This window comes from Bradyrhizobium sp. HKCCYLRH3073 (assembly GCF_051167995.1).
In the GTDB taxonomy this organism is placed as follows: domain Bacteria; phylum Pseudomonadota; class Alphaproteobacteria; order Rhizobiales; family Xanthobacteraceae; genus Bradyrhizobium.
Window position 1 is genome coordinate 823,140 of sequence record NZ_JBNPUD010000001.1, and the last position, 23,448, is coordinate 846,587.

Here is a 23,448-nt window from a genome sequence, read left to right on the forward strand (position 1 = left end):
CGCCGGCTTTGCCTATCCTAAGTACTCGCCGTCATTGCGAGCCACCCGGTCCGCGCGAAGCGCGGCCGGATGACAGGCTCCGCGAAGCAATCCAGGGTTCCGATGTGACTCTGGATCGCTTCGTCGCTTCGCTCCTCGCAATGACGACTTCATTCAGATTCCGCTTCATGCAACCGATGCCGTCACAACGGTCCTGTCAGCCGGCTGGTTCACCGCATGGCAGGCCACGCCGCCGATGAGTTCGGGCGACTGCTGCCGACAGAGATCGAACGCCAGGGGACAGCGGGGGTTGAAGGTGCATCCCGCAGGCGGGTTGATCGGGTTCGGGATCTCGCCCTTGACCGGAATGCGCTGGCGGCCGGACATCGACAGGTCTGGGACGGCGCCGAGCAGCATCTTGGTGTAGGGCATGCGCGGATCGTTGAAGAGGGTGCGGCCGTCGGCGATCTCGACGATGCGGCCGAGATACATCACGCCGATGCGGCTCGCCATGTGGCGCACGACCGCGAGATTGTGGCTGATGAACAGATAGGTCAGGCCGAACTTGTCCTGCAGGTCGCGCATCAGGTTGAGGATCTGCGCCTGTACGGAGACGTCGAGCGCCGAGGTCGGCTCGTCGCAGACGATGAACTCGGCCTCGGAGGCGAGCGCGCGCGCGATCGCGATGCGCTGGCGCTGGCCGCCGGAGAATTCGTGCGGGAATTTCTGGCCGTCGTCGGGATGCAGGCCGACCAGGGTCAGGAGCTCGCCGACACGGTCCCTGATCTGGCGTTCGCCCTCGATGATGTCGAAGGCGCGGATCGGCTCGGCGATGATGCTGTCGACCCGGAAGCGCGGGTTGAGGCTGGCGTAGGGATCCTGGAACACCATCTGGATGCGCCGGCGCAGCTTGCGCCGCACCTGCGCCTGGCGCGCTTCGCTCATCGACACGCCGTCGATGATGACCTCGCCCGACGTCGGCGCCAGCAGCCCGACCACCATGCGCGCGACCGTGGTCTTGCCCGAGCCGGATTCGCCCACCAGCGCGAAGGTCTCGCCCTTCCTGATGCCGAAGCTGACGCCGTCGACCGCCTTGAGAAACTCCTGCGGCTGGCGCTCGATCATGCGGTTGAGCCAGGGTTTCGAGACGTCGAACACCCGGCGCAGATCCCTGACCTCGACGAAGTCGCTCATGCCGCAGTCTCCGTCGCGCGATCATACAGATGGCAGGCGACCGCCTGCGTGCCCTGGCGCAGCGGTTCGGGCCGATCGATGCGACAGCGGTCGAAAGCGAAGCTACAGCGCGGATTGAACGAGCAGCCTGGCGGGATCGCCGACAGCCGCGGCATGGAGCCTGGGATCTGCACCAGCCGCTTCTCCTCGCCTGCGAGCGTGGGGATCGCGCCCATCAGGCCCTTGGCGTAGGGGTGCAGCGGGTTCTGGATCACCTCCTGCACCGGGCCGATCTCGGCGACGCGGCCGGCATACATCACCGCGACGCGGTCGCAGGTCTCGGCGATGACGCCCATGTCGTGGGTCACCAGCATCACGGCGGTGCCGTGGTCGCGGCCGAGCCGCTTGATCAGCGAGATGATCTGCGCCTGCACGGAGACGTCGAGCGCGGTGGTCGGCTCGTCGGCGATGATCAGCTCGGGCTCGGCGCACAGCGCGAGTGCGATCACGACGCGCTGGCGCATGCCGCCGGAGAATTCGTGCGGATAGCCGTCGATGCGCTTCTCGGGCGCGGGAATGCCCACCTCGGCGAGCAGGTCGATGGCGCGCTTGCGCGCCTGCTGGTCGGTGAGGTTGGTGTGGGTCTTGATGGTCTCGATGATCTGGTCGCCGACACGATACAGCGGGTTGAGCGAGGTCAGCGGATCCTGGAAGATCATGCCGATGCGCTTGCCGCGCACCTTGCGCATCTCCTCCGGCGGCAGGTTGTCGATGCGCAGCCCGGAGAGCTGAATCTCGCCGCCGGAGATGCGGCCCGGAGGATCGATCAGGCCGATCACGGCAAGGCCGGTGACGGATTTGCCGGCGCCGGATTCGCCGACGACGCCGAGCACCTCGCCCTTGGCGATGTCGTAGGAGACGCCATCGATCGCGCGCAGGATGCCGCGTCTCGTGGCGAACTCGACCTGCAGGTTGCGCACGGACAGAACGGGGGCGGTCATGAGCTCGAGCCTCGGAAGGACGCAATCACGCGGATCATCGCAGTTTCGGGTTGAGGGCGTCGCGCAGCCAGTCGCCGAGCAGGTTGATGGCGAGGATCAGCCCGGCGAGCGCGATGCCAGGGAAGGCGACGATCCACCATTCGCCGGCGAACAGATAGTTGTTGCCGATCCGGATCAGGGTGCCGAGCGAGGGCATCGTCTCCGGCATGCCCGAGCCGAGGAACGACAGGGTCGCCTCGGTGATGATCGCCAGCGCCAGGTTGATGGTGGCGATCACCAGCACGGGACCGGTGGTGTTGGGGAGCACGTGGCGCAGCATGATGACGGGCGCGGGCAGGCCGATCAGTTGTGCCGCCGCGACGTAGTCCTTGTTCTTCTCGACGAGGACCGAGCTGCGCACCGTGCGCGCATACTGCACCCAGAAGGAGAGGCCGATCGCCAGCACGAGCACGACCAGCATGCTGAGCCAGTCCAGCCGGTTGCCGGACACCGACTTGGCGATGCCGTTGACCAGCAGCGCAATCAGGATCGGCGGAAAGGTGAGCTGGACGTCGGCGATGCGCATGATCACGGTGTCGACCCGGCCGCCGAAATAGCCCGCGATCAGCCCGAGGCCGATGCCGAGCGCGCCGGAAAAGGCGACGCCGAGAATGCCGACCAGGAGCGAGATGCGCAGGCCGTAGAGGATGGCGGAGAGCACGTCACGGCCCTGCTCGTCGGTGCCGAGCAGGAACGGGCTCTGCCCGTCGGCGGTCCACAGCGGCGAGATGCGCGAGTTCAGGAGCTGCAACTGGGCCGGGTCGAACGGGTTCTGCGGCGACAGCAGCGGCGCGAAGATCGCAAGCAGGAAGAACAGCAGCGTGATCACCGCCGCGGCGACCGTCAGCTTGGAGCGGCGGAACGAATAGAACAGGTCGCTCGCAAGCGCACGCTTCAGCCAGCGGTCGGCAGCGCGCGGCGTCTCGACAGGCGTGGGGTGGGGAAGGGCTGCGTCGCTCATGATCAGGCCGGACGGCTGATGGTCGCGCGCAGGCGCGGATCGACCACGGTGTAGAGGATATCAACCACGAGATTGATGGTGACGAAGATCAGCGACACCATCATCAGGTAGGCCGCCATGATCGGGATATCGACGTTCTGCACCGCCTGCACGAACAGCAGGCCCATGCCCGGCCACTGGAACACCTGCTCGGTGATGATCGAGAACGCGATCACCGAGCCGAATTGCAGACCGACCACGGTGATCACCGGCACCAGGGTGTTGCGCAGCGCGTGGCCGAAATGGATCGCGCGCGTGGTCAGCCCGCGGGCGCGGGCGAAGCGGATGTAGTCGGTGCGCAGCACCTCGAGCATCTCGGCGCGGACCAGCCGCATGATCAGGGTCATCTGGAACAGGCCGAGCGTGATCGAGGGCATGATCAATGCCTTCCAGCCGGAGACGGTGAACAGGCCCGATGTCCACCAGCCCAGCCTGACGGTATCGCCGCGGCCGAACGACGGCAGCCATCCCAGCGTGACCGAGAACAGGTAGATCAGCAGGATGCCGATCAGGAAGGTCGGCAGGGAGATGCCGATCAGCGACAGCATCTGGAACAGCTTGGCGAGCAGGGAGTCGCGGTGCAGCGCCGAGAACACGCCCATCAGGATGCCGAAGACCAGCGCCAGGATCGTCGCGCAGACCGCCAGTTCCAGTGTGGCGGGCATGCGCTCCTTGAGCAGATCGGAGACCGGCTGCCGGAACTGATAGGAGACGCCGAACTTGAACTGCGCCGCGTCGAACAGATAGCGTCCGAACTGCACGATGAAGGGATCGTCGAGCCCGAGCGACTGGCGGATGCTGGCCCGTTCCGCGGCCGACGCATCGATCGGCACGATCTGGCTCACCGGATCTCCGGCGAATCGGAACATGGCGAACGCGATGATTCCGACGGCGATCATGACGCCGATGGCCTGAATTGCTCGGCGAAGCGCGAAGGCGAGCATCTGATCCTTTCAGGTCCCTCGAGATGCGGCGGCGCGTAGCACCTGCCGCAGGAAATGAAAAGTCCCGAAAAGCAGTTCTGCTTTCCGGGACTTGTCGTCGCGTGAGGACTACTCGGTCTTGGTGGCGAGGAACAGCAGCACGGCGTTGTCGGCGCGCAGCGGAATCTTCACCTTCTTCGAGACGCCCCAGGCCACCGCCTGCTGATGCAGCGGGATGTAGCCGTAATCCTTGATGCCGATCTCGAACGCCTGCTTGATCAGTTGATTGCGCTTGGCGGTATCGGTCTCGACCAGGACCTTGTCGGTCAGGGCGTCGAACTCCTTGTTGCAGTAATCGCCGAGATTGGCCTCGCCCCGGGTCGGGTCCTTGGCATCGTCACGGCAGCCCATGATGTCGTGCATCACGTTGTGCGCGTCCATCGAGGAGGGCGTCCAGCCGAGCAGGAAGAACGAGGTGTTGTAGCCGCCGGGCTTCAGCACCTTGGCGAAGTACTGCGCCTTGGGCTGCGCGTTCAGGTTCACCTTGACCCCGATGCGGGCGAGCATGCCGACCACGGCCTGGCAGATCGCGGCGTCGTTGACGTAGCGGTCGTTCGGGCAGTCCATGCCGACCTCGAAGCCGTCGGGATAGCCGGCTTCGGTCAGGAGCTTCTTGGCCGCGTCCGGATCGTATTTCGGCCGGGTGAAGTCCTTCGAGAGCGCATAGAGCTGCGGCGCGATCATCAGCGCCGACGGCGTCGACAGGCCGCGCATGACGCGGGTCTTGATCAGCTCGACGTCGATCGCCTTGTAGAAGGCCTCGCGCACGCGGATGTCCTTGAACGGGTTCTTGCCCTTGACGTTCGAGTACAACAGCTCGTCGCGCGTCTCGTCCATGCCGAGGAAGATCGTGCGCAGCTCCGGTCCCTTCAGGACCTGGGCGTTCGGGCTGGAATCGACGCGGCCGATATCCTGCACCGGGACCGGCTCGATGATGTCGACCTCGCCCGACAGCAGCGCGGCGACGCGCGTGGCGTCGGAGGCGATGGTGGTGAACACGATCTCCTTCAGATTGTGCTCGGGCTTGCCCCACCAGTTCGGATTGACCTTGAACACGGTCTTCACACCGGGCTGATGGCTCTCGATGATGAAGGGGCCGGTGCCGTTCTCATGCAGCGCGGCGTAGCTCGGCGTGGTTGCCGACACCGGCGTCGGCGCGACCGAGTTGTTGTCCTCGCACCACTTCTTGCTCATGATGTACCACGTATCCCATTGCGAGATCAGGATGGGATTGGGAGCATCGAGCTTCACGTCGACGGTGTAGTCGTCGACCTTGATGAATTTTGCGTCCGGCGGAACGTTGGAGAGGAAGTTGGAGCCGGTGGCGCGGACGCGATCGGCGGAGAAGATCACGTCGTCGGCGGTGAAGGGTTCGCCATTGTGGAACTTGACGCCCTTGCGCAGATGGAAGCGCCAGCGGGTCGGCTCGGGCGTTTCCCAGCTCTCGGCCAGCGCGGGGATGATCTTCAGATCCTTGTCGCGCGCGGTCAGCCCCTCATAGACGTGAGCATGGTGCGCAATCGTGGTCGATTCCTTGAAGGTGTAGGGATCGAGCGATTTCAGGGTGCCCTGGTTGGCATAGCGCAGGGTCTGGGCCGAGGCCGGCATGACGGCGAGGCCGAATGCGACCGCTGCCGCGATGAGCAGGGATTTGCGTCCCGACATATGTCCAAATTCTCCGCGTTTGACGCTTGGTTTTTCGGCAGGCGCGATTATGTCCGGCCTGCTTTGCTTCGAAGTTCGTGTTGTCTGCAGCGCCTCTTGCACGAACTTCAAGAAGCAACAAGACGCCGGGCGATATGCTTGCAAGTCTGATGCCGCGCCGGAATGAACTGATCCCGTTGGCTCTGGCCTGGCGGTGCGCCGTACGACCCGCGGCAGATCGATCCGAATATGTTGCCAGAGTTCAGCGGCGGCACACAAGTGCAGTTTGTTTAAGCCTAAACGATATGGTTATCCCCGCGGCCGCTGTGCAGCGCACGCGCGCGGCGCCGTCCGGGATCGGGCTGAGGGCCCGCCGGATTGACCATGTCCCGGGAATTGCGCACCTGCAGCAACGCGCCGCTTGCTAGAGGGGGGCCGGCGCGGTGATACTGGACATCCCTGCCGAGAGTCCGGGATGGGCGTTCCTTGTGAAGGGGGCCCGGCCCGGGGCTGGCGTCGGGATGGTTCGAACAGCGGAGCGGACATGAAAGTCAATATCGAGATCGATTGCACACCGCTCGAAGCGCGGCAGTTTTTCGGACTTCCCGATGTCGGTCCGATGCAGGCCGCGGTCATGGACCGTCTGCAGAACCAGATGACGAGCAACATCGACAAGCTCACGCCCGAAGCCATCATGCAGAGCTGGTTCACGTTCGATCCTCGCCTGGCCGAACGGTTTCAGGACCTGATGCTGACCATGACAGGCCTCGGCGGCAGCCGTTCGAGCGACAAGAAGTCGGCCTGACGCGGCAAACGGCTGCTCGGATTTCGCTCGCGCGGAACTCCGAGGAGAAGCGGCGTGACGTCACGGCATGGAGCAGGCTCCACGCCGGAGCCGAAGACCGGTCGAAAAAGGCCGGCTGAACAGCTTCAGGGGAGGATGCATGACCGATCCGTCTTGGATGCCGGCGCTGCAGTTCGCGACGACCAACGGCATTCGCATGGGCTATTACGAAGCGGGCCCCGTCAGCGACAGGCCGCCGATGATCCTCTGTCACGGCTGGCCGGAGCTGGCCTTCTCCTGGCGGCACCAGATCAAGGCGCTGGCCGAGGCTGGCATCCGCGTCATCGCACCCGACCAGCGCGGCTATGGCGCGACCGACCGGCCGGAGCCGGTCGAGGCCTATGACCTCGAGCATCTCACCGCCGACCTCGTCGGCCTGCTCGATCATCTCAACATCGACAAGGCGATCTTCGTCGGACACGATTGGGGCGGCTTCGTCGTCTGGCAGATGCCGCTGCGATACCCCGATCGAGTCGCGGGCGTGGTCGGCATCAACACGCCGCATCTGCCGCGCGCGCCTGCCGATCCCATCGCCATCATGCGCAAGCGGTTCGGCGATATGATGTACATCGTGCAGTTCCAGGATCCCGCACGCGAGCCGGACCGCATCTTCGGCAGCCGTGTCGCGGAGACCTTCGATGCGTTCATGCGCAAGCCGCTGCCGCGCAGCGATGCGCCGCCGACGGAGCCGCCGGCCGGCGGGATCGCAGCGTCGCCGTCGCTCAATCTGGCGTTCCCGCAGATGATCGCGGCCTATGACGCCGCCAAGGACACGCGGCAGCCGATCCTGTCGGAGGCCGAGAAGCAGGTGTTCGTCGACACCTTCACGCGCACCGGCTTCACCGGCGGCATCAACTGGTATCGCAACATGACGCGCAACTGGCAGCGCGCCGAAGGGCTCGACCATACGGTGCGCGTGCCGTCGCTGATGATCATGGCGGAGAACGACGCCGTGCTGCCGCCCTCGGCCACGGACGGCATGGAGAAGCTTGTCCCGGACCTGGAGAAATATCTCGTCCGCGACAGCGGCCACTGGACGCAGCAGGAGCAGCCGGAGGAGGTGAGCGCCAAGCTGATCGAATGGCGGCGAAGAAGGTTCGGTTAGGGGCTTCCGGCGGTTCGTTTGAAGAACGGCTGAGACACAGACTCGCGTCGCGTGAGGCAATAGCGACCCTCAGCAACATGTGTCGTCCCGGACAAGCCTGTCGACGCAACGCGTCGGCAGGCGCCGATCCGGGACCCATAACCACAGGCCCGGATGGCTGAAGCGGGCTGGAGCCACAGCCCGTCGCCATCACCAAAGCCGGTGGTTATGGGTCCCGGCGTTCGCCGGGACGACAGCTCGTTTCCGGGCGGCGGCGGTGACCACCGACTGCCATTCTACGCCGCCTGCGCATTCGCGCCGTGCGCGTGCTCGGCGATGGCGTCGATGATCTGCGGCCACATCGGCCGCGGGGTGGCGTGACCCATGCCGTCGATCATCAGGAGCTTGGCATTCGGAATCGACTCCGCGGTGTCCTTGCCGGCGGCGGGATGAACCAGCGGGTCGACCTTGCCGTGGATCACGAGGGTCGGCGCCGTCACCAGATGCAGCCGCGGCTTGCGGCTGCCGGAGGCCAGGATCGCGCGCAACTGACGTCCGACGCCGGCGGGATTGATGCCGCGCGCGAAGCAGCGTTCGGCGAGCGCCACGTCACTCGCCTCGTCCTCGGGGAAGGAGCCGACGCGCAGCGCCTTCCAGGTCCTCTGGAAGCGCTTGATGTACTCGTCCTTGGTTTTCGGCGGCGGCGCCATCAGCAGCATCGCGACCTCGCGCGATGGCGGAGGCAGGCGCGGGTTGCCGGTGGTCGACATGATCGAGGTCAGCGAGCGCACCCGGTGCGGGAAGGAGATCGCGATCTCCTGCGCGATCATCCCGCCCATGGAAGCGCCGACCAGATGCGCCGACTTGATGTCGAGCGCGTCCATCAGGCCGACCGTGTCCTTGGCCATGTCGAGCAGCTTGTACGGCGCGGCGACGGGAATGTTGAAGAAGCGCAGCTTGATCAGCTCGAACGGCGTCAGCCGGCGGCCTCCGTGGAGCTTGCTCGATTGGCCGATGTCGCGGTTGTCGAAGCGGATCACGCGGAAGCCGCGGCTTGCGAGCTGTTCGCAGAACTCGTCGTACCAGATGATCATCTGCCCGCCGAGGCCCATGATCAGCAGGAGGGGAGGGGCCGCCGGGTCGCCGAAGGTCTCGTAGCAGATGTCGATACCGTTGGCGCGCGCGGTCTGCGGCGGCTGATGAGCAGTTGCGGTCACGGTGATCCCTCGTTCAAGGCCAACAGGCCATCTATGGCATGGTTCCGCCGACAGAGAGAAGCGGCCCCATGATCCTCCCGCATCGCAGCGATGACGTGCTATGATAGGTTGTGTTGAGTCTCCGCGTGGCCTGAAGGAGCGTGCCGATGGTGAACAAGTCCGGCGATCCGATCGCATTCTGGCAGCAGATGGTCGGTGAGATGCAGAAGAGCTTCACGGCCTTCACGCGATTGCGCCCGCTGGGCGCGGCCCGCTCATCCTCCGACGATCCTGCAACTGGTTCTGGAAACGGACAGAAGCCCATGGCCGATCTGATGGAAAACTACTTCGCCGGCATGAACGTGCCGAGCCGCGGTCAACTGACTGCGCTCAACGAGCGGCTGGCGTCGATCGAAGGCGAACTGGCGGAGACGCGGGCGCTGTTGAAGGAGCTGCTGGGCGCCGCGAAGGTGCCGCTGCCGGCATCGAAACCGCCGGTGGATCTCGCTCCCCAGTTGAATGAGATCAAGAGCTTGCTCGACGCGCTTCTCGCCGCATCCAAGGCGCAGCCGGTTGCGCCGGCACCGGTCGACGTCACGCCTGAGCTCAACGAGATCAAGGCCTTGCTCAACGAGCTTGTTGCCACATCCAAAGCGCCGCCCCCCGGAACGAAGCCTGCCATCGATGTCACGCCCCAGTTGAGCGAGATCAAGGCGCTGCTCGACCGGATTCTGAAGGCGGCGCAGCCGTCCGGTCCTGCCCCGATGGCGTCCATCGAGGCGCAGCTGCGCGAGATCCGGGAGGTGCTCGACAGGGTGATGAAACCGTCGCCGCCGGCGGAACCAGAACCCGGGGCGGTCGAGACCGCGCCGGGAACGGCCGAGCCGGTCCGGCCCGGAAAGTCTCGCAACAAGAAGCATGGGGGCGGCCCTGATCGGGGCTCGCGCCAAGGCAATGATGCGCCGTCGGGCACTTGAGCGGGGACGGCCTTTCCCCCATCCTCCCGAGATGGTGCATTGCAACATTTTTGTTGCGATGCACTATGTGTGCTGGTATAGCTGAGTCACTCCGGTTTCATAAGGGACGGAGCGAGCCATAGCTCAGAAGCATTGAGGATGGAGACAGCCATGACCACCGAGACCAATACCGTGTTCGACACCGTCAAGGATGCCTTTGCGCCGGTGACCGACGCGTTCAAGAACCTGCAGACGATGGAAGTGCCGGAGTCCGCGCGGGAGTTCGTCAAGAAGACCGCGTCGACCGCCAAGGAGCGCGCTGCGGAGGCCCTCGCTGGCTCCGAGAAGGTGACGTCGGCGATCGAAACCGCCGTGTTCGACGGCGTGACCGAGGCCGGCAAGATCAGCCGCAACATCCAGCAGGCGCTGTATCAGGACACCGAAGCGTTCTTCGACGGCCTGGACAAGCTGGCGTCCGCGAAGTCGATCAGCGAAGCCGTTCAGATCCAGGGTGAGCTGGCCCGCGCCCGTGGCGAGGCGCTCGTCGCCCGCGCCAAGTCGACCAGCGAGTATGTCGGCAAGCTCGTCACCGAGGGTGCCAAGCTCGCCCAGGAGAACATGGCCAAGGCCTACAACAAGACCGCCTGATCGCCTCGCGCGTCAGTCGATCCATCTGCAAGGCCCGCTCCATGCGGGCCTTTTCTTTTGCGATCGGGCGAAACCGGCTAAAGCCTGCACCATGCCGCAGCCGCTGTCCCGCATCGTCCATGAGCTCAAGAGCGAGCCGTCGCGCACGGGCTCGCTGATCATCACCGTGTTCGGCGACGCCATCGTGCCGCGCGGCGGCAGCGTCTGGCTCGGCAGTCTGCTGGCCTTCTTCGAAGGGCTCGCGATCGACGGCAGCGTGGTGCGCACCGCGATGTCGCGGCTGACGGCGGAAGGCTGGTTCGAGCGGACGAAGAGCGGCCGCAACAGCTTCTATCGCCTGACCCGGCGCGGCGAGCAGACCTTTGCCGGCGCCACCCGCCACATCTACGATTCGCCGCCGGCGGAATGGAACGGCAGCTTCGAACTGCTGCTCATCGGCAGCGCTGATGACCGCGAGCAGGCGCGGATCGCGCTGCGCGACGCCGGCTTCGGCAGCCCGCTGCCCGGCGTGTTCGTGGCGCCCTCGAGCATCGCCGTGCCGGACGCGGTGGAGGGGGCGGTCCGCCTGCAGGCCTCCGCAGGCTCGGATATGGCGCGGCGGCTGGTCGCCGAGAGCTGGGCGCTGGAGCGGACTGCGGAAGCCTATCGCAAGTTCAGCGCCTCCTTTGCGCCGCTCAAGGCCAGCATCGAACGCGGCGAGCCGCTGTCCGACGGCCAGGCCTTCACCGCCCGGATCCTGCTGATCCATCACTACCGCCGCATCGTGCTGCGCGATCCCTTGCTGCCGGCCGAGCTGCTGCCTGGGAACTGGCCGGGACGACAAGCGCGTGTGCTCTGCGGCGACATCTACCGGCTGCTGCTGCCGGGTTCCGAGCGATGGCTCGACGCTCACGCGACCAATGAAGAGGGGCCTTTGCCTGCGGCCGGCGCGACGCTGCTGCGGCGGTTCGCCGATGCTCATGAGGTGGGCTGATATATTACAGAATTCGATTGCACGGATAAAATCTCGTTATATATTGGCGGCAACCAAGTCCTGGGAGGACGCCGCCGCATGTACACGCAGGCGCTCAATTCGCCCGAGGAGGGCAGCTTCGCCGAGGACGCCGGACGCGCCTCGCGCTTTCAGGCGCGCATCGATGCCGAGGAGCGCATCGAGCCGAACGACTGGATGCCGTCGGCCTATCGCAAGACGCTGGTCCGGCAGATTTCCCAGCACGCCCATTCCGAGATCGTCGGCATGCTGCCCGAGGGCAACTGGATCACGCGCGCGCCGAGCCTGCGCCGCAAGGCGGCGTTGCTCGCCAAGGTCCAGGACGAATGCGGCCATGGGCTGTATCTCTACGCCGCGGCCGAGACGCTTGGCGCCTCGCGCGAGGAACTGGTTGACGCGATGCTGGCCGGCAAGGCCAAGTACTCCTCGATCTTCAACTACCCGACCTTGACCTGGGCGGATATCGGCGTGATCGGCTGGCTGGTCGATGGCGCCGCGATCATGAACCAGATCCCGCTGTGCCGCTGCTCCTACGGTCCCTATGCGCGCGCGATGATCCGCGTCTGCAAGGAGGAATCGTTCCACCAGCGCCAGGGCTACGAGATCATGCTGACGCTCTGCCGCGGCACGCCCGAGCAGAAGGCGATGGCGCAGGATGCGTTGAACAGATGGTGGTGGCCGGTGCTGATGATGTTCGGCCCGCCGGATCAGGCCAGCCAGCACAGCGACGCCTCGACGAAGTGGAAGATCAAGCGCTTCTCCAATGACGAGCTGCGCCAGAAGTTCATCGATGCCACCGTGCCGCAGGCGCAATATCTCGGCCTGACGATTCCCGATCCAGCGATGACGCAGGACGAGCAGGGCCACTGGCAGCACGGTCCGATCGACTGGAACGAGTTCAAGCAGGTGCTGGCCGGCAACGGCCCGTGCAACCGCGACCGTATGGCGGCGCGCCGCAAGGCGCATGCCGACGGCGCGTGGGTGCGCGAAGCCGCGGCCGCCTACGCCGAGAAGCGCGCGCAGCGCCGGATGGCGCAGGCCGCCGAATAGACAAGGGAGAGCGAGATGGCGACGCCGAACACGCCGTTGTGGGAGGTCTTCATCCGCAGCCGCAACGGGCTCGCGCACAAGCATTGCGGCTCGCTGCATGCGCCGGACGCGACCATGGCGCTGCAGGCCGCGCGCGACCTCTACACCCGGCGCGGCGAGGGCCTGTCGATCTGGGTGGTGCCGTCGAGCGCCATCACCGCGTCCGATCCCGCCGACAAGGGCATGATGTTCGAGCCGGCGGAAACGAAGATCTATCGGCATCCGACCTTTTATGAAGTGCCCGAGGAAGTCGGACATATGTAGGTGCAACTCCTCATGGTGAGGAGGCGCGCAGCGCCGTCTCGAACCATGAGGCCCGATACGGCTCCTGGCCCATCCTCGAGACGCCCGCCTGCGGCGGGCTCCTGGAGGAGGTCAAATGCGTGGCTTCAGAGGCGAAACGTCATGACCGCCCCCTCGATCACTGTCTCCGAAACGCCGCTGGTGCTCTACACCTTGCGCCGCGCCGATGATGCGCTGATCCTCGGTCATCGCCTCTCCGAATGGTGCGGCCACGCGCCCATGCTCGAAGAGGACATGGCGCTGTCCAACATGGCGCTCGACCTGATCGGCCAGGCGCGCGAGCTCTATGGCTACGCGGCAAAGGTCGAGGGCCGCGACAATGACGAGGATAAGCTCGCTTATCTCCGGGACGTCAGGCAGTACCGCAACCTGCTGCTGGTCGAGCGTCCGAATGGCGATTTCGCGCACACGATGGTGCGGCAGCTGTTCTACGCGGCTTTCGCCGATCTGTATTGGCGCGGCATGATGGGCTCGACCGATGCGACGCTCGCCGCCATCGCGGCCAAGTCGGAGAAGGAATCCGCCTATCATCTGCGCCATGCCAGCGAGTGGGTGATCCGGCTCGGGGACGGCACCGACGAGAGCCACGCCCGCGCGCAGGCCGCGATCGACGATCTCTGGGCGTACACCGGCGAGATGTTCAGCGTCGACGACTCCGAGCGCGGACTGATCGATGCCGGCATCGCGATCGACCCGACGATGCTGCTGCCGGAATGGCTGTCGATCGTCTCGCATGTCGCGCGCGAGGCGACCCTCGTGCTGCCTGAGAACGACTGGATGCAGCAGGGCGGCCGCGACGGCCGCCACAGCGAGCATCTCGGCCATCTCCTGAGCGAGCTGCAATACATGCAGCGCAGCTTCCCCGGTGCGACGTGGTAGTCGCCGACACCAGTCCTGCCGAACTCCGCCAGCGCGCCTGGGAGGCGGCGGCGTCGGTGGCCGATCCGGAGATCCCGGTGCTGACGATCGACGATCTCGGCGTGCTGCGCGAGGTCGAGGTGGTCGGGGAACGGGTGGAGGTCGCGATCACGCCGACCTATTCCGGCTGCCCGGCGATGAACATGATCGCGCTGGAGATCGAGCTGGCGCTGGAGCGCGCCGGCTTCCGCGAGGCCAGCGTGCGCATTGTGCTGTCGCCGGCCTGGACCACGGACTGGATGAGCGAGGAAGGGCGACGCAAGCTGCGGGAGTACGGCATCGCGCCGCCGCCGCCGTCGAGTGGCCGGCGCGCGCTGTTTGGTGTGGCCGAGGTGGCGTGTCCGCAATGCGGGTCTGATGACACCGAGCAACTCGCCGAGTTCGGCTCGACCTCGTGCAAGGCGTTGTGGCGCTGCAGATCGTGCCGCGAGCCGTTCGATTACTTCAAGTGTCACTGATGCTAAAGCCGTCATCGCGAGCGCAGCGACGCGATCCAGGGCCACGCCCGGAGCCCTGGATTGCTTCGTCGCTTCGCTCCTCGCAATGACGTGAGGATGGGTTCGATGTCGACAACGCCGCGCTTTCACCGTCTCGCCATCCGTGACCTGCGCCGGGAGGCACCGGATGCGGTGTCGCTGACGTTTGCCATTCCAAACGAACTCGCGGACGACTATCGCTTCGCGCCCGGACAGTATCTCACGCTGAAGACGACGCTCGGCGGCGAGGAAGTACGGCGCTCTTATTCGATCTGCTCCGGCCCCGATGACAACGAGATCCGCATCGCCGTGAAGCGCGTCGATGGCGGCGCGTTCTCGAGCTTCGTCACCGACGAATTGAGGCGCGGCGACGAGATCGACGTGATGACGCCGACCGGACGTTTTGGCGTGGCGCTGGATCCTGCGGCGGCGCGCACCCATGTCGGATTTGCCGCTGGCTCGGGCATCACGCCGATCCTGTCGATCGTGAAGGCCGTGCTGGCGCGCGAGCCGGACAGCCGCTTCTTCCTGTTCTACGGCAACCGCACGACCGCCGGCATGCTGTTCCGCGAGCAACTGGAGGAGCTGAAGGATCGCTTCCTCGACCGCTTCTCGGTGTTCCACGTCATCTCCGGCGAGGAGCAGGATCTTCCGATCCTGCACGGTCGTCTCGACGGCGAAAAGGTGCGTATGCTCTTGCGCTCGCTGGTGCCGGCGGAGACGGTCGACCACGTTTTCATCTGCGGTCCGACCGGGATGAGCGAGGACATCGAGGCTGCCTGCCACATCCTCGGCATTGCCGACGAGCGCATCCATGTCGAGCGCTTCGTCTCCGGTGCGGGCGGCAAGCCGCGGCCGAGAGCTGTCGTGCCCGATACGGCGCCGCCCAAGGCGGTCGCCGCCCTGATCATCGACGGCAAGCGCCGCGAGGTCCCGGTCGCCGACGGCGAGGCCATCCTCGACGCCGCACTCCGCGCCGGCGTCGACCTGCCATTCGCCTGCAAGGGCGGCATGTGCTCCACCTGCCGCGCCAAGCTGGTCGAAGGCAAGGCCGAGATGGAGCTGAACTACTCGCTGGAGCCGTGGGAGCTCAAGGCCGGATTCGTGCTGACGTGCCAGGCCAAGCCGGTGACGGAGCGGGTGGTGGTGGATTACGATCATATGTGAGATGGCGATGTATGGAGCGGGACTCGTCGTTCGAGATGCGCCTTCGGCGCTCCTCACCATGAGGGGTGACAGCGCGGCGCACTCCCCAACTACCCCACCGGCCGCTTGTCCTTGATCCGTTTCGCCTTGCCGGCCGAGCGCTCCAGCGTGTCTGGTGCCACCACCTTCACCTTGGCGGTCAGGCCGATGGTGTTCTTGATGTGGATCGAGATCCGCTCGGCGTGCGCGCCGAGGCCGGTCTCGTCCCAGTGCTCCGGGCGCGACTCCGCGTAGATCGTCAGCTCGTCCATGCGGCCTTCGCGGGTCAGCTCCAGCATGAAATGGCCGCCGCACCATTCGGTCGACAGCAGGATCTCCTCGATCTGCGACGGAAACAGATTCACGCCGCGCAGGATGATCATGTCGTCGGAACGGCCCGTGACCTTCTCCATGCGGCGCATGCCCGGCCGCGCGGTGCCCGGCAGCAGCCGCGTCAGATCGCGGGTGCGATAGCGGATGACGGGAAAGGCCTCCTTGGTCAACGAGGTGAACACCAACTCGCCGATCTCGCCGTCGGGCAGCACCTTGCCGGTGTCGGGATCGACGATCTCCGGATAGAAATGATCCTCCCAGATGTGCAGCCCGTCCTTGGTCTCCAGGCATTCCTGCGCCACACCCGGACCGATCACCTCGGACAGGCCGTAGATGTCGGTGGCGTCCATCGCGAACGCATCCTCGATCTCGGCGCGCATCGCATTGGTCCATGGCTCGGCGCCGAAGATGCCGATCTTGAGCGAGCTCTGCCGCGGGTCGAGCCCCTGGCGCTTGAACTCGTCGAGGATGGCCAGCATGTAGCTCGGCGTCACCGTGATGATGTCGGGCCTGAAATCATTGATCAACTGCACCTGCCGCTCGGTCATGCCGCCGGAGATCGGCACCACCGTGCAGCCGAGCTGCTCGGCGCCGTAATGGACGCCGAGACCGCCGGTGAACAGGCCGTAACCATAGGCATTGTGGATGATCATGCCGCTGCGGCCGCCGGCAGCGCGGATCGAGCGCGCCATGACGGTGGACCAGGTCGCGATATCGTTGCGGGTATAGCCGACCACGATCGGCTTGCCCGTCGTGCCCGACGAGGCATGCACCCGCACCAGTTGCTCGCGCGGCACGGCGAACATGTTGAACGGGTAATTGTCGCGCAGGTCCGTCTTGACCGTGAACGGAAACTTGGCGAGGTCGGCGAGCTCGCGGAAGTCGGAGGGATGCACGCCAGCCTTGTCGAAGGCGCGACGGTAATGGGCGACGTTGTCATAGGCGTGCGTCAGCGACCAGGCGAGGCGCTTGGTCTGCAGCGCCATGATTTGGTCGCGCGAGGCGCGCTCGGTGTCGTCCATCTCGGGTACGTAGCTGCCGGCCGGTTGAGGTTTGCTCGATGTCATCGTGTCAGTCCTCCGGCGGAGCCGTGGGGGTCGGCACCAGCGTGCCGCCGATGCTGCGGGAATGGCCGCGAAACTCCGCGATCACGGTGTCTTCAGCGCTGACGCGAACGTCGTAGATGCCGGAGCGGCCGCTGCGCGACACCTCGCTGGCGCGGGCGGTCAGCACATCCCCGAGCTTGCCCGGCCGGATGAAGCTGATGCTGCCCTGGGCCGCCACGGTGCGGTCGTTGTGGGAGTTGCAGGCGAACGCGAACGCGGAATCGGCCAGCGTGAAGATGAAGCCGCCATGGGCGATGCCGTGGCCGTTGACCATGTGCGGCTGGATGGTCATGCGCAGCGTCGCGCGGCCCGGGCCGATTTCGATGATCTGCATGCCCAGGCCCTGGCTGGCGCGATCGTCCTGCCACATGGCGTCGGCGCAAGCGCGGGCGAGCGCATCGGGGGAGAGCGGGGCCGCGCCACTCACCGGCAAACCCCCGGCGGCGAACAGGCCAAGATCGGCGCATGAGGATGCGCTGCTGACACCACGGCATTCTCTCCCGTTGATGCTTGTTGGAACAAGCATTCTGAACTAGTTAAGCTCGATATCGTGGCGAATAATCCGCGCGCGTCAAGCGAAAGCGATGCTTGCGCAGCCCGCGTGCCGCCGCCTCTTTTCCGCAACCAGAAGGACTCCTGCGCGTGCCGGAAGCTGCTGATGTCGCCGTCGTGACCGGTCTCGGGATCGGCCTGGTCTATGGCGTGGTGGGGCTGCTCAGCGGCTTCTGCATGATGAGCAGCCTGCGCGGCTGGTGGGCCGACGGCGACGGTCGGCTGGTGCGAACCTACGCCCTGGCGATGGGCATCGCCATCATCGCCACACAGCTGCTCGCGGCCAACGGCGCCGTCGATCTCGGCAAGTCGATCTATCTGCAGCCGACCTTCTCGGTGCCGCTGATGTTCGCCGGCGGTGTCCTGTTCGGCTACGGCATGGTGCTCGCCAATGGCTGCGGCTCGCGCGCGCTGGTGCTGCTCGGCCGCGGCAATCTGCGCTCCTTCGTTGTCGTGACGGTGCTGGCGATCGCCGCCGAGATGACCTTGAAGGGCCTGATCGCGCCGCTGCGCATCGCGCTGATGCAGGGCTCGCAGACCACGGCGACCGCGACGTCGCTGCCGGCCGTGCTCTCGGTCGGTGGCCTGCATGGTGCAGCGGCGCGGCTGCTGTCGGCGCTCGCGCTCGGCGGCGCGCTGATCGTCTTCGCCTTTGCGCATGCGCCCTTCCGGCGCGCGCCCGGCCAGATGCTCGCGGGCCTCATCGTCGGCCTGCTGATCGCAGCCGGCTGGTTCGCGACCGGCTATCTCGGCGCGGACGATTTCAACCCCGTGCCGGTGGCGTCGCTGACGTTCGTGGCTCCGATCGCCGATGCCCTGCAATACATCATGCTGTCGACCGGCTCGACCGCGAATTTCGGCATCGCCACCGTGGCCGGGGTGCTCGCCGGCAGCCTCGTTACCGCCGTGGCGACGCGCCGCTTCAAGCTCGAGGGCTTTCATTCGCCGCAGCATATGCTGCGCTCGGCGGGCGGCGCCGCGCTGATGGGCATCGGCGGCGTGATGGCGCTGGGCTGCTCGGTCGGGCAGGGGCTCACGGGACTGTCGACCCTGGCGCTGCCCTCGTTCGTCGCCATCGCCGGCATCTTCATCGGCACGGCGGCCGGCCTGCGCGGAGCGTTGCGCGTCAGGCCGCTGAAGATCGAGCCGCAGGCGGCGCGTTGATCACTCCGCCGCGCGCGTGACGATGCGGATCTCCGACGTCAGCGTCCGGTGCACCGGGCATTTGTCGGCGATCTCCATCAGCTTCCTGCGCTGCTCCTCATCGAGCGCGCCGTCGAGGTGGATCTCGCGGTCGAGCTGATCGATCAGCCCGACCTTGGTCTCGCATTCCGCGCAATCTTCCGCATGGATCTTGCTGTGGCGCAGGGTGACCGTGATGCGGTCGAGCGGCAGGGATTTGCGGTCGGCATAGAGCCGCATCGTCATCGAGGTGCAGGCGCCGAGCGCCGCGAGCAGCAGGTCGTAGGGGCCCGGGCCGGTATCCTGGCCGCCGACGGAGAGCGGCTCGTCAGCGGTGAGATGATGCGGGCCGAGCAAGATGCTCTGCTGCAGCTTGCTCGACCTGGTCTCGCGCACGACCACGTCGCGCGGGCCATCCGCGGGCGCCGGCTCGGCGGCCTCCGGCGCGACGTAGCGGCCGGCCCAGCTCGCGATCACCTCGGCGATGTAGGCGGCGTCCTCCTTCCCGCTGATGAGATGATCGGCGTGATCGAGCGAGATGAAGCTCTTGGGATGCCTGGCGGCGACGAAGATCTTCGTTGCGTTGTCGATGCCGACGGTGTCGTCGAGGGGCGAGTGCATCACCAGCAGCGCCTTGTGCAGATGCTTGATCTTGTCGAGCAGGCGCTGCTCGGCGATGTCGTCGAGGAAGGAGCTGCTGATCCGGAACGGGCGCCCCGCGAGCGAGACCTCGGCCGAGCCGTCGCGGCGGATCGCCTCGAGTCGGTCCTTGAACAGCGCCGTCACATGGGCCGGATCCGACGGCGCCGCGATCGTCACCACCGCCTTCGCATCGGGGATGTCGCCGGCCGCGGCCAGCACGGCGGCGCCGCCGAGGCTGTGGCCGATCAGGATGGCCGGCGCCTGCCGCGTTTCACGCAGATGATTGGCGGCGCGGACGAGGTCGGCGACGTTGGAGGAGAACGTCGTGTTGGCGAAGTCGCCTTCGCTGGAGCCGAGGCCGGTGAAGTCGAACCGCAGCACGGCGATGCCATGCGCCGTCAGCGCCATGGCGATGCGCCGCGCGGCGTGGGTGTCCTTGCCGCAGGAGAAGCAATGCGCGAACAGCGCATAAGCGCGCGGCGCGCCGCCGGGCAGGTCGAGCGCAGCGGCAAGCTGCTCGCCGCCTGCGCCTTCAAACTGGAAACGTTCGGTCGGCATATGTGGGTCCCATTCGTTGCGTCTTCACGGCCGCTCGAGGCGACGACACCGCATCGTCTCACATCGTCATACAACAGATACGGCCACACGTGCAGACATGATGGCGCATTCTCGCGACCTGCATGGCCCGAGCTTTGCGGCTATTCGCCCTCTTGAACGAGAGGGCGCAGGGAAGGTCGGGAGCCTGCCGCCCCCATGGCCCGCCTGCGGAAAAAATGCAGGCGGCAGAACCACAGGTTCGGCTGAGGACATCCCGGCCTTCCCTGCGCAATGGTTGGAACGGCTTATACGCGCTCTCTCCGGGGAACGGCTGTCTTGCCCCCGTCATCGCGATGCGCGTCAACCGCACCACGACTTGACGCCAGCACCGCGGCGCCGAGACCACACGATTTCGCCGTGCGCACCGGATCGTTCGTCCGCATGGACAACCATGCTGCGACCCGTTGCGCCCACCGCATCCCGCGCTCCACGTCCGTGACGATCGCGATACGCCCCTCTGCAACGAGGCGGGACGGTGGGAGTAAATCACGATTTTCAGAAATTGGCAAGGGGAATGTTTTGGGATGCGAGCTTTGGCAATAGCGGCAATACCGCCCGGGTGCCAAGGCTATCCGCGAGCGGAGTTTTGCGCTCACCTGTCTCCTCATCGTCATGGCCGGGGCAAGCCCGGGTACGACGGAGTAACTAATTGGCAAGCTGGCTCGTTGCGACGGTGGTCTGTTCGCGATTGGAAAACGGCCGCGGTCGATCTCACCAGCCAGGCCGCAGTCACTCCCGCTGAGGTATCAGCTCGATCTCCTGTTCGCCGCGCCGGATTGCCGTCGGCAGGTCCTGGGCGACGAGATCGGAAATCCATTGGACCAGGGTGGGAAGGCCCTCGTCCTTGGCGCGACGGCGAAGCGGGGGCAGGTCGCGCTCGTGCGCGGTGCCGACCTTGATGTTGAGACGCTCATAAGGAATGTCGCCGTCCGGCGGCCGATATCGCGCGTCGAACAGACGCCGGCCGTGGCTGCGAACGAGGTGGATACGGATGCCGCCGAGATCTCTTGCGGTCAGCGCGGCCAGGATGACGCTCGGCTTGAGAAGGTAGCCATAGCCCTTGGGGATCTTGCCGGTTTCTGAGGTGAACTCCATGTTGTGTCTCTGGCACGTTCGGATATGACGATCACATCATCAGCCCGCTGGTCGTGACCGCGTCCTCTCGCCTCGTGGGAGAGGGCATGCAGGAAAGAGCGGCAGGCTTGGTTGGGCGAGGGGTATGTGTCCGCGAGCACGGCATCGACGGAGAGAGACCCCTCACCCAATCGAGTGATTGGATAGGCCGGAGATGCCCTCTCCCGCAAGGGGAGAGGGCGCTGTATCGCGCAGCCGCGCCCGGATATTTGCAACGAACTCGGTCGCGCATGGTGAAGCATGCCCACCATTCTTTTCTTTTTTGCGGGGCGAGGGTGGGCACGACGCTTCGCGTCTTTGCCCACCCTACGGCTCCCTTGGCCTGGCTTGAGCGGAGCCCGATCACTCCGAATAGCGCTGCTCGGCCCAGGGATCACCGCGGTTGTGATAGCCGCGCACCTCCCAATAGCCGGGTTTGTCGGAGTCGAGAAACTCGATCGCCTTCAGCCACTTTGCGCTCTTCCAGAAATACAGATGCGGCACCACGACCCGCACCGGGCCGCCGTGCTCCCTGGTGAGCGGCGCGCCGGACCAGCTGTGCGCGAGCAGCGTATCCTCGGCGGCGAAATCCTCCAGCGTGAGATTGGTCGTGTAGCCGTCGTAGGAATGCAGCACGACGAAATCAGCGCCGTCGCGCGGCCGGCAGGCGGCAAGCAGGTCGCGCGTCGCAAGCCCTTCCCATCGATTGTCGTAACGCGACCAGGTCGTCACGCAGTGAATGTCGGATGTGAACTGGCGCTGCTCCTGGGCGCGGAAGGCAGTCCAGTCCCAGAACAGGGGATTTTCCACCGCGCCGTAGACGTCGAGCCGCCAGCGCTCTGATGTGACCGACGGCGTCAGGCCGAGATCGAGCACCGGCCAGTCGCGGGTCAGGTGCTGGCCCGGCGGCAGGCGCTGGTCGTCGGGCCGCACGATGCGGCCGGTCAGGAACTTGCCTTCGCGCGCCCAGCGCTCCTTGGCTCGGCTCAGCTTGCTCTCTGGCGGCAACCCGGACTCGTCAGCCATCGGCACCCCTCGTCAGTTCGTCCTGCTCATTCGTGCCGATGCATCGCCGACGCATGCTTGGTGTCACGCATGGTCGCATAGATGAGCAGCGACAGGAAGATCACGCTGGTGAGATAATAATAGAACCAGGTCTCGTGCCCAATGCTCTTGAAGTAGAGCGCGATCGCCGGCGCGGTGCCACCGAACAGCGAGACGGTGATCGCGTAGGGCAGGCCGACACCGAGCGCACGGACATTGGTCGGAAACAGCTCGGCCTTCACCACCGCGTTGATCGAGGTGTAGCCCGCCGTGAAGATCCAGGCGCCGCAGATCAGCAGGAAGGCCGTGAACGGCTCCTTGGTGCCCTTCAGCACGGTCAGAATCGGGATCGTCGCCAGCGTGCCGGCGACGCCGAAGAAGATCAGCAGCGGCTTGCGGCCGATGCGATCGGAGATCGCCCCATAGAGGGGCTGCAGCACGCAGGCGAACAGCAGCGAGCCGAAGATCACCATCGTGGTCTGGTCCGCTGTCAGGCCGACCGAGAGTTTCACGAAGGTCTGCATGTAGGTGGTGAAGGTGTAGAATGCGGCGGTGCCGCCCGCGGTCAGGCCGACCACCAGCAGGAGCTCCCGCGGATATTTGAACAGCGCGGTGATCGAGCCGGAAGGGCCGACGGACTTCTTGGCCTCGACGAAGGCCTCGGTCTCGTGCAGGTTCCGCCGCATCACCGCCACGAAGATCGCGAGGCCGGCACCGATTGCGAACGGAATGCGCCAGCCCCAGGCCCGCAATTCGTCCGGGGTCAGGAACACCTTCTGCAACAGCAGGAGCACGATGATCGCGGTGAGCTGGCCGCCGATCAGCGTGACGTATTGGAAGCTCGAATAGAAGCCGCGATGCCTGGCGTCGGCGACCTCGGACAGATAGGTGGCGCTGGCACCATATTCGCCGCCGAGGCTGAGGCCCTCGATGACGCGGGCGAGCGCCAGGATGATCGGCGCGGCGATGCCGATGGTGGCATAGGTCGGCGTCACCGCGATGATCAGCGAGCCGAAGCACATGCAGAGCACCGAGACCGTCAGCGACAGCCGCCGGCCGTGGTGATCGGCGAGATAGCCGAACAGCCAGCCGCCGAGCGGGCGCATCAGGAAGGTCGCGGCGAACACGACAGCGGCGTTGAGCTGCTCGACCACCGGGTCCTTCGATGGAAAGAAGGCCGGCGCGAAATACAATGCGAACGCCGTATAGGCATAGAAATCGTACCATTCGACCAGGTTGCCGGCCGAGCCGATCAGGATCGCCTTGATGCGGCGCTCGACGTCGGCGAGCGACGTGGTCTCGGTGGCAGGCTCGATCGCCTGGTCTGTCATATCCGGTCTCCGGCAAGCGTGATTTGCGGCCCTTCTACG

General features: G+C 65.8%; 23 protein-coding genes. 11 read left to right on the plus strand and 12 right to left on the minus strand.

What is annotated here, in order from left to right; all coding sequences use genetic code 11:
* Positions 1–165: 165 nt before the first annotated feature.
* The 5 genes from ACQR1X_RS03700 to ACQR1X_RS03720 form a co-directional block, all read right to left on the minus strand.
* Positions 166–1,173, minus strand: a complete 1,008-nt coding sequence (locus tag ACQR1X_RS03700; RefSeq protein ID WP_434898349.1) for an ABC transporter ATP-binding protein — start codon at positions 1,171–1,173, stop codon at positions 166–168.
* Positions 1,170–2,153: an ABC transporter ATP-binding protein gene (locus ACQR1X_RS03705; protein ID WP_434898350.1), complete on the minus strand. Its 984-nt coding sequence runs from the start codon at positions 2,151–2,153 to the stop codon at positions 1,170–1,172. The genes ACQR1X_RS03700 and ACQR1X_RS03705 overlap by 4 nt, the downstream gene beginning before the upstream one ends.
* Positions 2,154–2,187: 34 nt before the next feature.
* Positions 2,188–3,153, minus strand: a complete 966-nt coding sequence (locus ACQR1X_RS03710; protein ID WP_434898351.1) for an ABC transporter permease — start codon at positions 3,151–3,153, stop codon at positions 2,188–2,190.
* A 2-nt stretch (positions 3,154–3,155) separates the two neighbouring features.
* Positions 3,156–4,136 carry an ABC transporter permease gene (locus ACQR1X_RS03715; RefSeq protein WP_434898352.1) on the minus strand — a complete coding sequence of 327 codons (981 nt, stop codon included), beginning with the start codon at positions 4,134–4,136 and terminating at the stop codon, positions 3,156–3,158.
* A 108-nt stretch (positions 4,137–4,244) separates the two neighbouring features.
* Positions 4,245–5,840, minus strand: coding sequence for an ABC transporter substrate-binding protein (locus ACQR1X_RS03720; RefSeq protein WP_434840528.1), 1,596 nt, complete (start codon positions 5,838–5,840; stop codon positions 4,245–4,247).
* Positions 5,841–6,363: 523 nt separating this feature from the next.
* On the opposite strand from ACQR1X_RS03720, the gene ACQR1X_RS03725 reads away from it, so the two are divergent.
* Together ACQR1X_RS03725 and ACQR1X_RS03730 are read left to right on the plus strand one after the other, a co-directional pair.
* Positions 6,364–6,624 (plus strand): DUF6489 family protein, encoded by a 261-nt coding sequence (locus ACQR1X_RS03725; protein WP_315801359.1) that lies wholly within the window; start codon positions 6,364–6,366, stop codon positions 6,622–6,624.
* A 139-nt stretch (positions 6,625–6,763) separates the two neighbouring features.
* Positions 6,764–7,768 carry an alpha/beta fold hydrolase gene (locus ACQR1X_RS03730; protein ID WP_434898353.1) on the plus strand — a complete coding sequence of 335 codons (1,005 nt, stop codon included), beginning with the start codon at positions 6,764–6,766 and terminating at the stop codon, positions 7,766–7,768.
* A 275-nt stretch (positions 7,769–8,043) separates the two neighbouring features.
* Here ACQR1X_RS03730 and ACQR1X_RS03735 read toward each other — a convergent pair whose 3' ends face one another.
* On the minus strand, positions 8,044–8,964 hold the full coding sequence (locus ACQR1X_RS03735; RefSeq protein ID WP_434886504.1) for an alpha/beta fold hydrolase: 921 nt from the start codon (positions 8,962–8,964) through the stop codon (positions 8,044–8,046).
* Positions 8,965–9,110: 146 nt separating this feature from the next.
* On the opposite strand from ACQR1X_RS03735, the gene ACQR1X_RS03740 reads away from it, so the two are divergent.
* The 8 genes from ACQR1X_RS03740 to paaE all read left to right on the plus strand — a co-directional run bounded on the left by ACQR1X_RS03740 (position 9,111) and on the right by paaE (position 15,491).
* On the plus strand, positions 9,111–9,920 hold the full coding sequence (locus tag ACQR1X_RS03740) for a hypothetical protein (RefSeq protein WP_434886505.1): 810 nt from the start codon (positions 9,111–9,113) through the stop codon (positions 9,918–9,920).
* A gap of 150 nt (positions 9,921–10,070) precedes the next feature.
* The gene (locus tag ACQR1X_RS03745; protein ID WP_315801355.1) at positions 10,071–10,547 is read left to right on the plus strand and encodes a phasin; all 477 of its coding nucleotides are present in this window, start codon (positions 10,071–10,073) and stop codon (positions 10,545–10,547) included.
* Between the two features lie 91 nt (positions 10,548–10,638).
* On the plus strand, positions 10,639–11,520 hold the full coding sequence (gene paaX, locus ACQR1X_RS03750) for a phenylacetic acid degradation operon negative regulatory protein PaaX (RefSeq protein WP_315801354.1): 882 nt from the start codon (positions 10,639–10,641) through the stop codon (positions 11,518–11,520).
* A 78-nt stretch (positions 11,521–11,598) separates the two neighbouring features.
* Positions 11,599–12,588 (plus strand): 1,2-phenylacetyl-CoA epoxidase subunit PaaA, encoded by a 990-nt coding sequence (paaA, locus tag ACQR1X_RS03755; RefSeq protein WP_316183426.1) that lies wholly within the window; start codon positions 11,599–11,601, stop codon positions 12,586–12,588.
* 15 nt (positions 12,589–12,603) lie between these two features.
* Entirely contained in the window at positions 12,604–12,891 is a 288-nt protein-coding gene (gene paaB, locus ACQR1X_RS03760; RefSeq protein ID WP_006613353.1) for a 1,2-phenylacetyl-CoA epoxidase subunit PaaB, read from the plus strand.
* A 141-nt stretch (positions 12,892–13,032) separates the two neighbouring features.
* Complete coding sequence (gene paaC, locus ACQR1X_RS03765) at positions 13,033–13,809, plus strand: 1,2-phenylacetyl-CoA epoxidase subunit PaaC (protein WP_434898354.1); 777 nt, start codon at positions 13,033–13,035, stop codon at positions 13,807–13,809.
* Positions 13,803–14,306, plus strand: a complete 504-nt coding sequence (gene paaD, locus ACQR1X_RS03770; protein WP_315801351.1) for a 1,2-phenylacetyl-CoA epoxidase subunit PaaD — start codon at positions 13,803–13,805, stop codon at positions 14,304–14,306. Before paaC ends, paaD begins: the two co-directional genes overlap by 7 nt.
* 105 nt (positions 14,307–14,411) lie before the next feature.
* A complete protein-coding gene (paaE, locus tag ACQR1X_RS03775; protein ID WP_434847530.1) occupies positions 14,412–15,491 on the plus strand; it encodes a 1,2-phenylacetyl-CoA epoxidase subunit PaaE in 1,080 nt (359 codons plus the stop codon).
* Between the two features lie 89 nt (positions 15,492–15,580).
* Here paaE and paaK read toward each other — a convergent pair whose 3' ends face one another.
* Positions 15,581–16,909: a phenylacetate--CoA ligase PaaK gene (gene paaK / locus ACQR1X_RS03780; protein ID WP_434873707.1), complete on the minus strand. Its 1,329-nt coding sequence runs from the start codon at positions 16,907–16,909 to the stop codon at positions 15,581–15,583.
* Positions 16,910–16,913: 4 nt separating this feature from the next.
* Complete coding sequence (gene paaI / locus ACQR1X_RS03785; protein WP_434898355.1) at positions 16,914–17,375, minus strand: hydroxyphenylacetyl-CoA thioesterase PaaI; 462 nt, start codon at positions 17,373–17,375, stop codon at positions 16,914–16,916.
* A gap of 242 nt (positions 17,376–17,617) precedes the next feature.
* On the opposite strand from paaI, the gene ACQR1X_RS03790 reads away from it, so the two are divergent.
* Positions 17,618–18,664, plus strand: a complete 1,047-nt coding sequence (locus tag ACQR1X_RS03790; protein ID WP_434898386.1) for a YeeE/YedE family protein — start codon at positions 17,618–17,620, stop codon at positions 18,662–18,664.
* On the opposite strand, the gene ACQR1X_RS03795 is transcribed toward ACQR1X_RS03790, so the two are convergent.
* The 4 genes from ACQR1X_RS03795 to ACQR1X_RS03810 form a co-directional block, all read right to left on the minus strand.
* On the minus strand, positions 18,665–19,882 hold the full coding sequence (locus ACQR1X_RS03795; protein ID WP_434898356.1) for a bifunctional alpha/beta hydrolase/OsmC family protein: 1,218 nt from the start codon (positions 19,880–19,882) through the stop codon (positions 18,665–18,667).
* Between the two features lie 768 nt (positions 19,883–20,650).
* Positions 20,651–21,016: a hypothetical protein gene (locus ACQR1X_RS03800; protein ID WP_434898357.1), complete on the minus strand. Its 366-nt coding sequence runs from the start codon at positions 21,014–21,016 to the stop codon at positions 20,651–20,653.
* Between the two features lie 381 nt (positions 21,017–21,397).
* Entirely contained in the window at positions 21,398–22,060 is a 663-nt protein-coding gene (locus tag ACQR1X_RS03805) for a sulfite oxidase-like oxidoreductase (protein ID WP_434898358.1), read from the minus strand.
* A 26-nt stretch (positions 22,061–22,086) separates the two neighbouring features.
* The gene (locus tag ACQR1X_RS03810; protein ID WP_434898359.1) at positions 22,087–23,409 is read right to left on the minus strand and encodes an MFS transporter; all 1,323 of its coding nucleotides are present in this window, start codon (positions 23,407–23,409) and stop codon (positions 22,087–22,089) included.
* Between the last annotated feature and the right edge of the window lie 39 nt (positions 23,410–23,448).

Coding starts and splice junctions, on each gene's coding strand:
- ACQR1X_RS03700 (WP_434898349.1), bottom strand. CDS start 1,173: ATGAGCGACTTCGTCGAGGTCAGGGATCTGCGCCGGGTGTTCGACGTC.
- ACQR1X_RS03705 (WP_434898350.1), bottom strand. CDS start 2,153: ATGACCGCCCCCGTTCTGTCCGTGCGCAACCTGCAGGTCGAGTTCGCC.
- ACQR1X_RS03710 (WP_434898351.1), bottom strand. CDS start 3,153: ATGAGCGACGCAGCCCTTCCCCACCCCACGCCTGTCGAGACGCCGCGC.
- ACQR1X_RS03715 (WP_434898352.1), bottom strand. CDS start 4,136: ATGCTCGCCTTCGCGCTTCGCCGAGCAATTCAGGCCATCGGCGTCATG.
- ACQR1X_RS03720 (WP_434840528.1), bottom strand. CDS start 5,840: ATGTCGGGACGCAAATCCCTGCTCATCGCGGCAGCGGTCGCATTCGGC.
- ACQR1X_RS03725 (WP_315801359.1), top strand. CDS start 6,364: ATGAAAGTCAATATCGAGATCGATTGCACACCGCTCGAAGCGCGGCAG.
- ACQR1X_RS03730 (WP_434898353.1), top strand. CDS start 6,764: ATGACCGATCCGTCTTGGATGCCGGCGCTGCAGTTCGCGACGACCAAC.
- ACQR1X_RS03740 (WP_434886505.1), top strand. CDS start 9,111: ATGGTGAACAAGTCCGGCGATCCGATCGCATTCTGGCAGCAGATGGTC.
- ACQR1X_RS03745 (WP_315801355.1), top strand. CDS start 10,071: ATGACCACCGAGACCAATACCGTGTTCGACACCGTCAAGGATGCCTTT.
- paaX (WP_315801354.1), top strand. CDS start 10,639: ATGCCGCAGCCGCTGTCCCGCATCGTCCATGAGCTCAAGAGCGAGCCG.
- paaA (WP_316183426.1), top strand. CDS start 11,599: ATGTACACGCAGGCGCTCAATTCGCCCGAGGAGGGCAGCTTCGCCGAG.
- paaB (WP_006613353.1), top strand. CDS start 12,604: ATGGCGACGCCGAACACGCCGTTGTGGGAGGTCTTCATCCGCAGCCGC.
- paaC (WP_434898354.1), top strand. CDS start 13,033: ATGACCGCCCCCTCGATCACTGTCTCCGAAACGCCGCTGGTGCTCTAC.
- paaE (WP_434847530.1), top strand. CDS start 14,412: ATGTCGACAACGCCGCGCTTTCACCGTCTCGCCATCCGTGACCTGCGC.
- paaK (WP_434873707.1), bottom strand. CDS start 16,909: ATGACATCGAGCAAACCTCAACCGGCCGGCAGCTACGTACCCGAGATG.
- ACQR1X_RS03795 (WP_434898356.1), bottom strand. CDS start 19,882: ATGCCGACCGAACGTTTCCAGTTTGAAGGCGCAGGCGGCGAGCAGCTT.
- ACQR1X_RS03800 (WP_434898357.1), bottom strand. CDS start 21,016: ATGGAGTTCACCTCAGAAACCGGCAAGATCCCCAAGGGCTATGGCTAC.
- ACQR1X_RS03805 (WP_434898358.1), bottom strand. CDS start 22,060: ATGGCTGACGAGTCCGGGTTGCCGCCAGAGAGCAAGCTGAGCCGAGCC.
- ACQR1X_RS03810 (WP_434898359.1), bottom strand. CDS start 23,409: ATGACAGACCAGGCGATCGAGCCTGCCACCGAGACCACGTCGCTCGCC.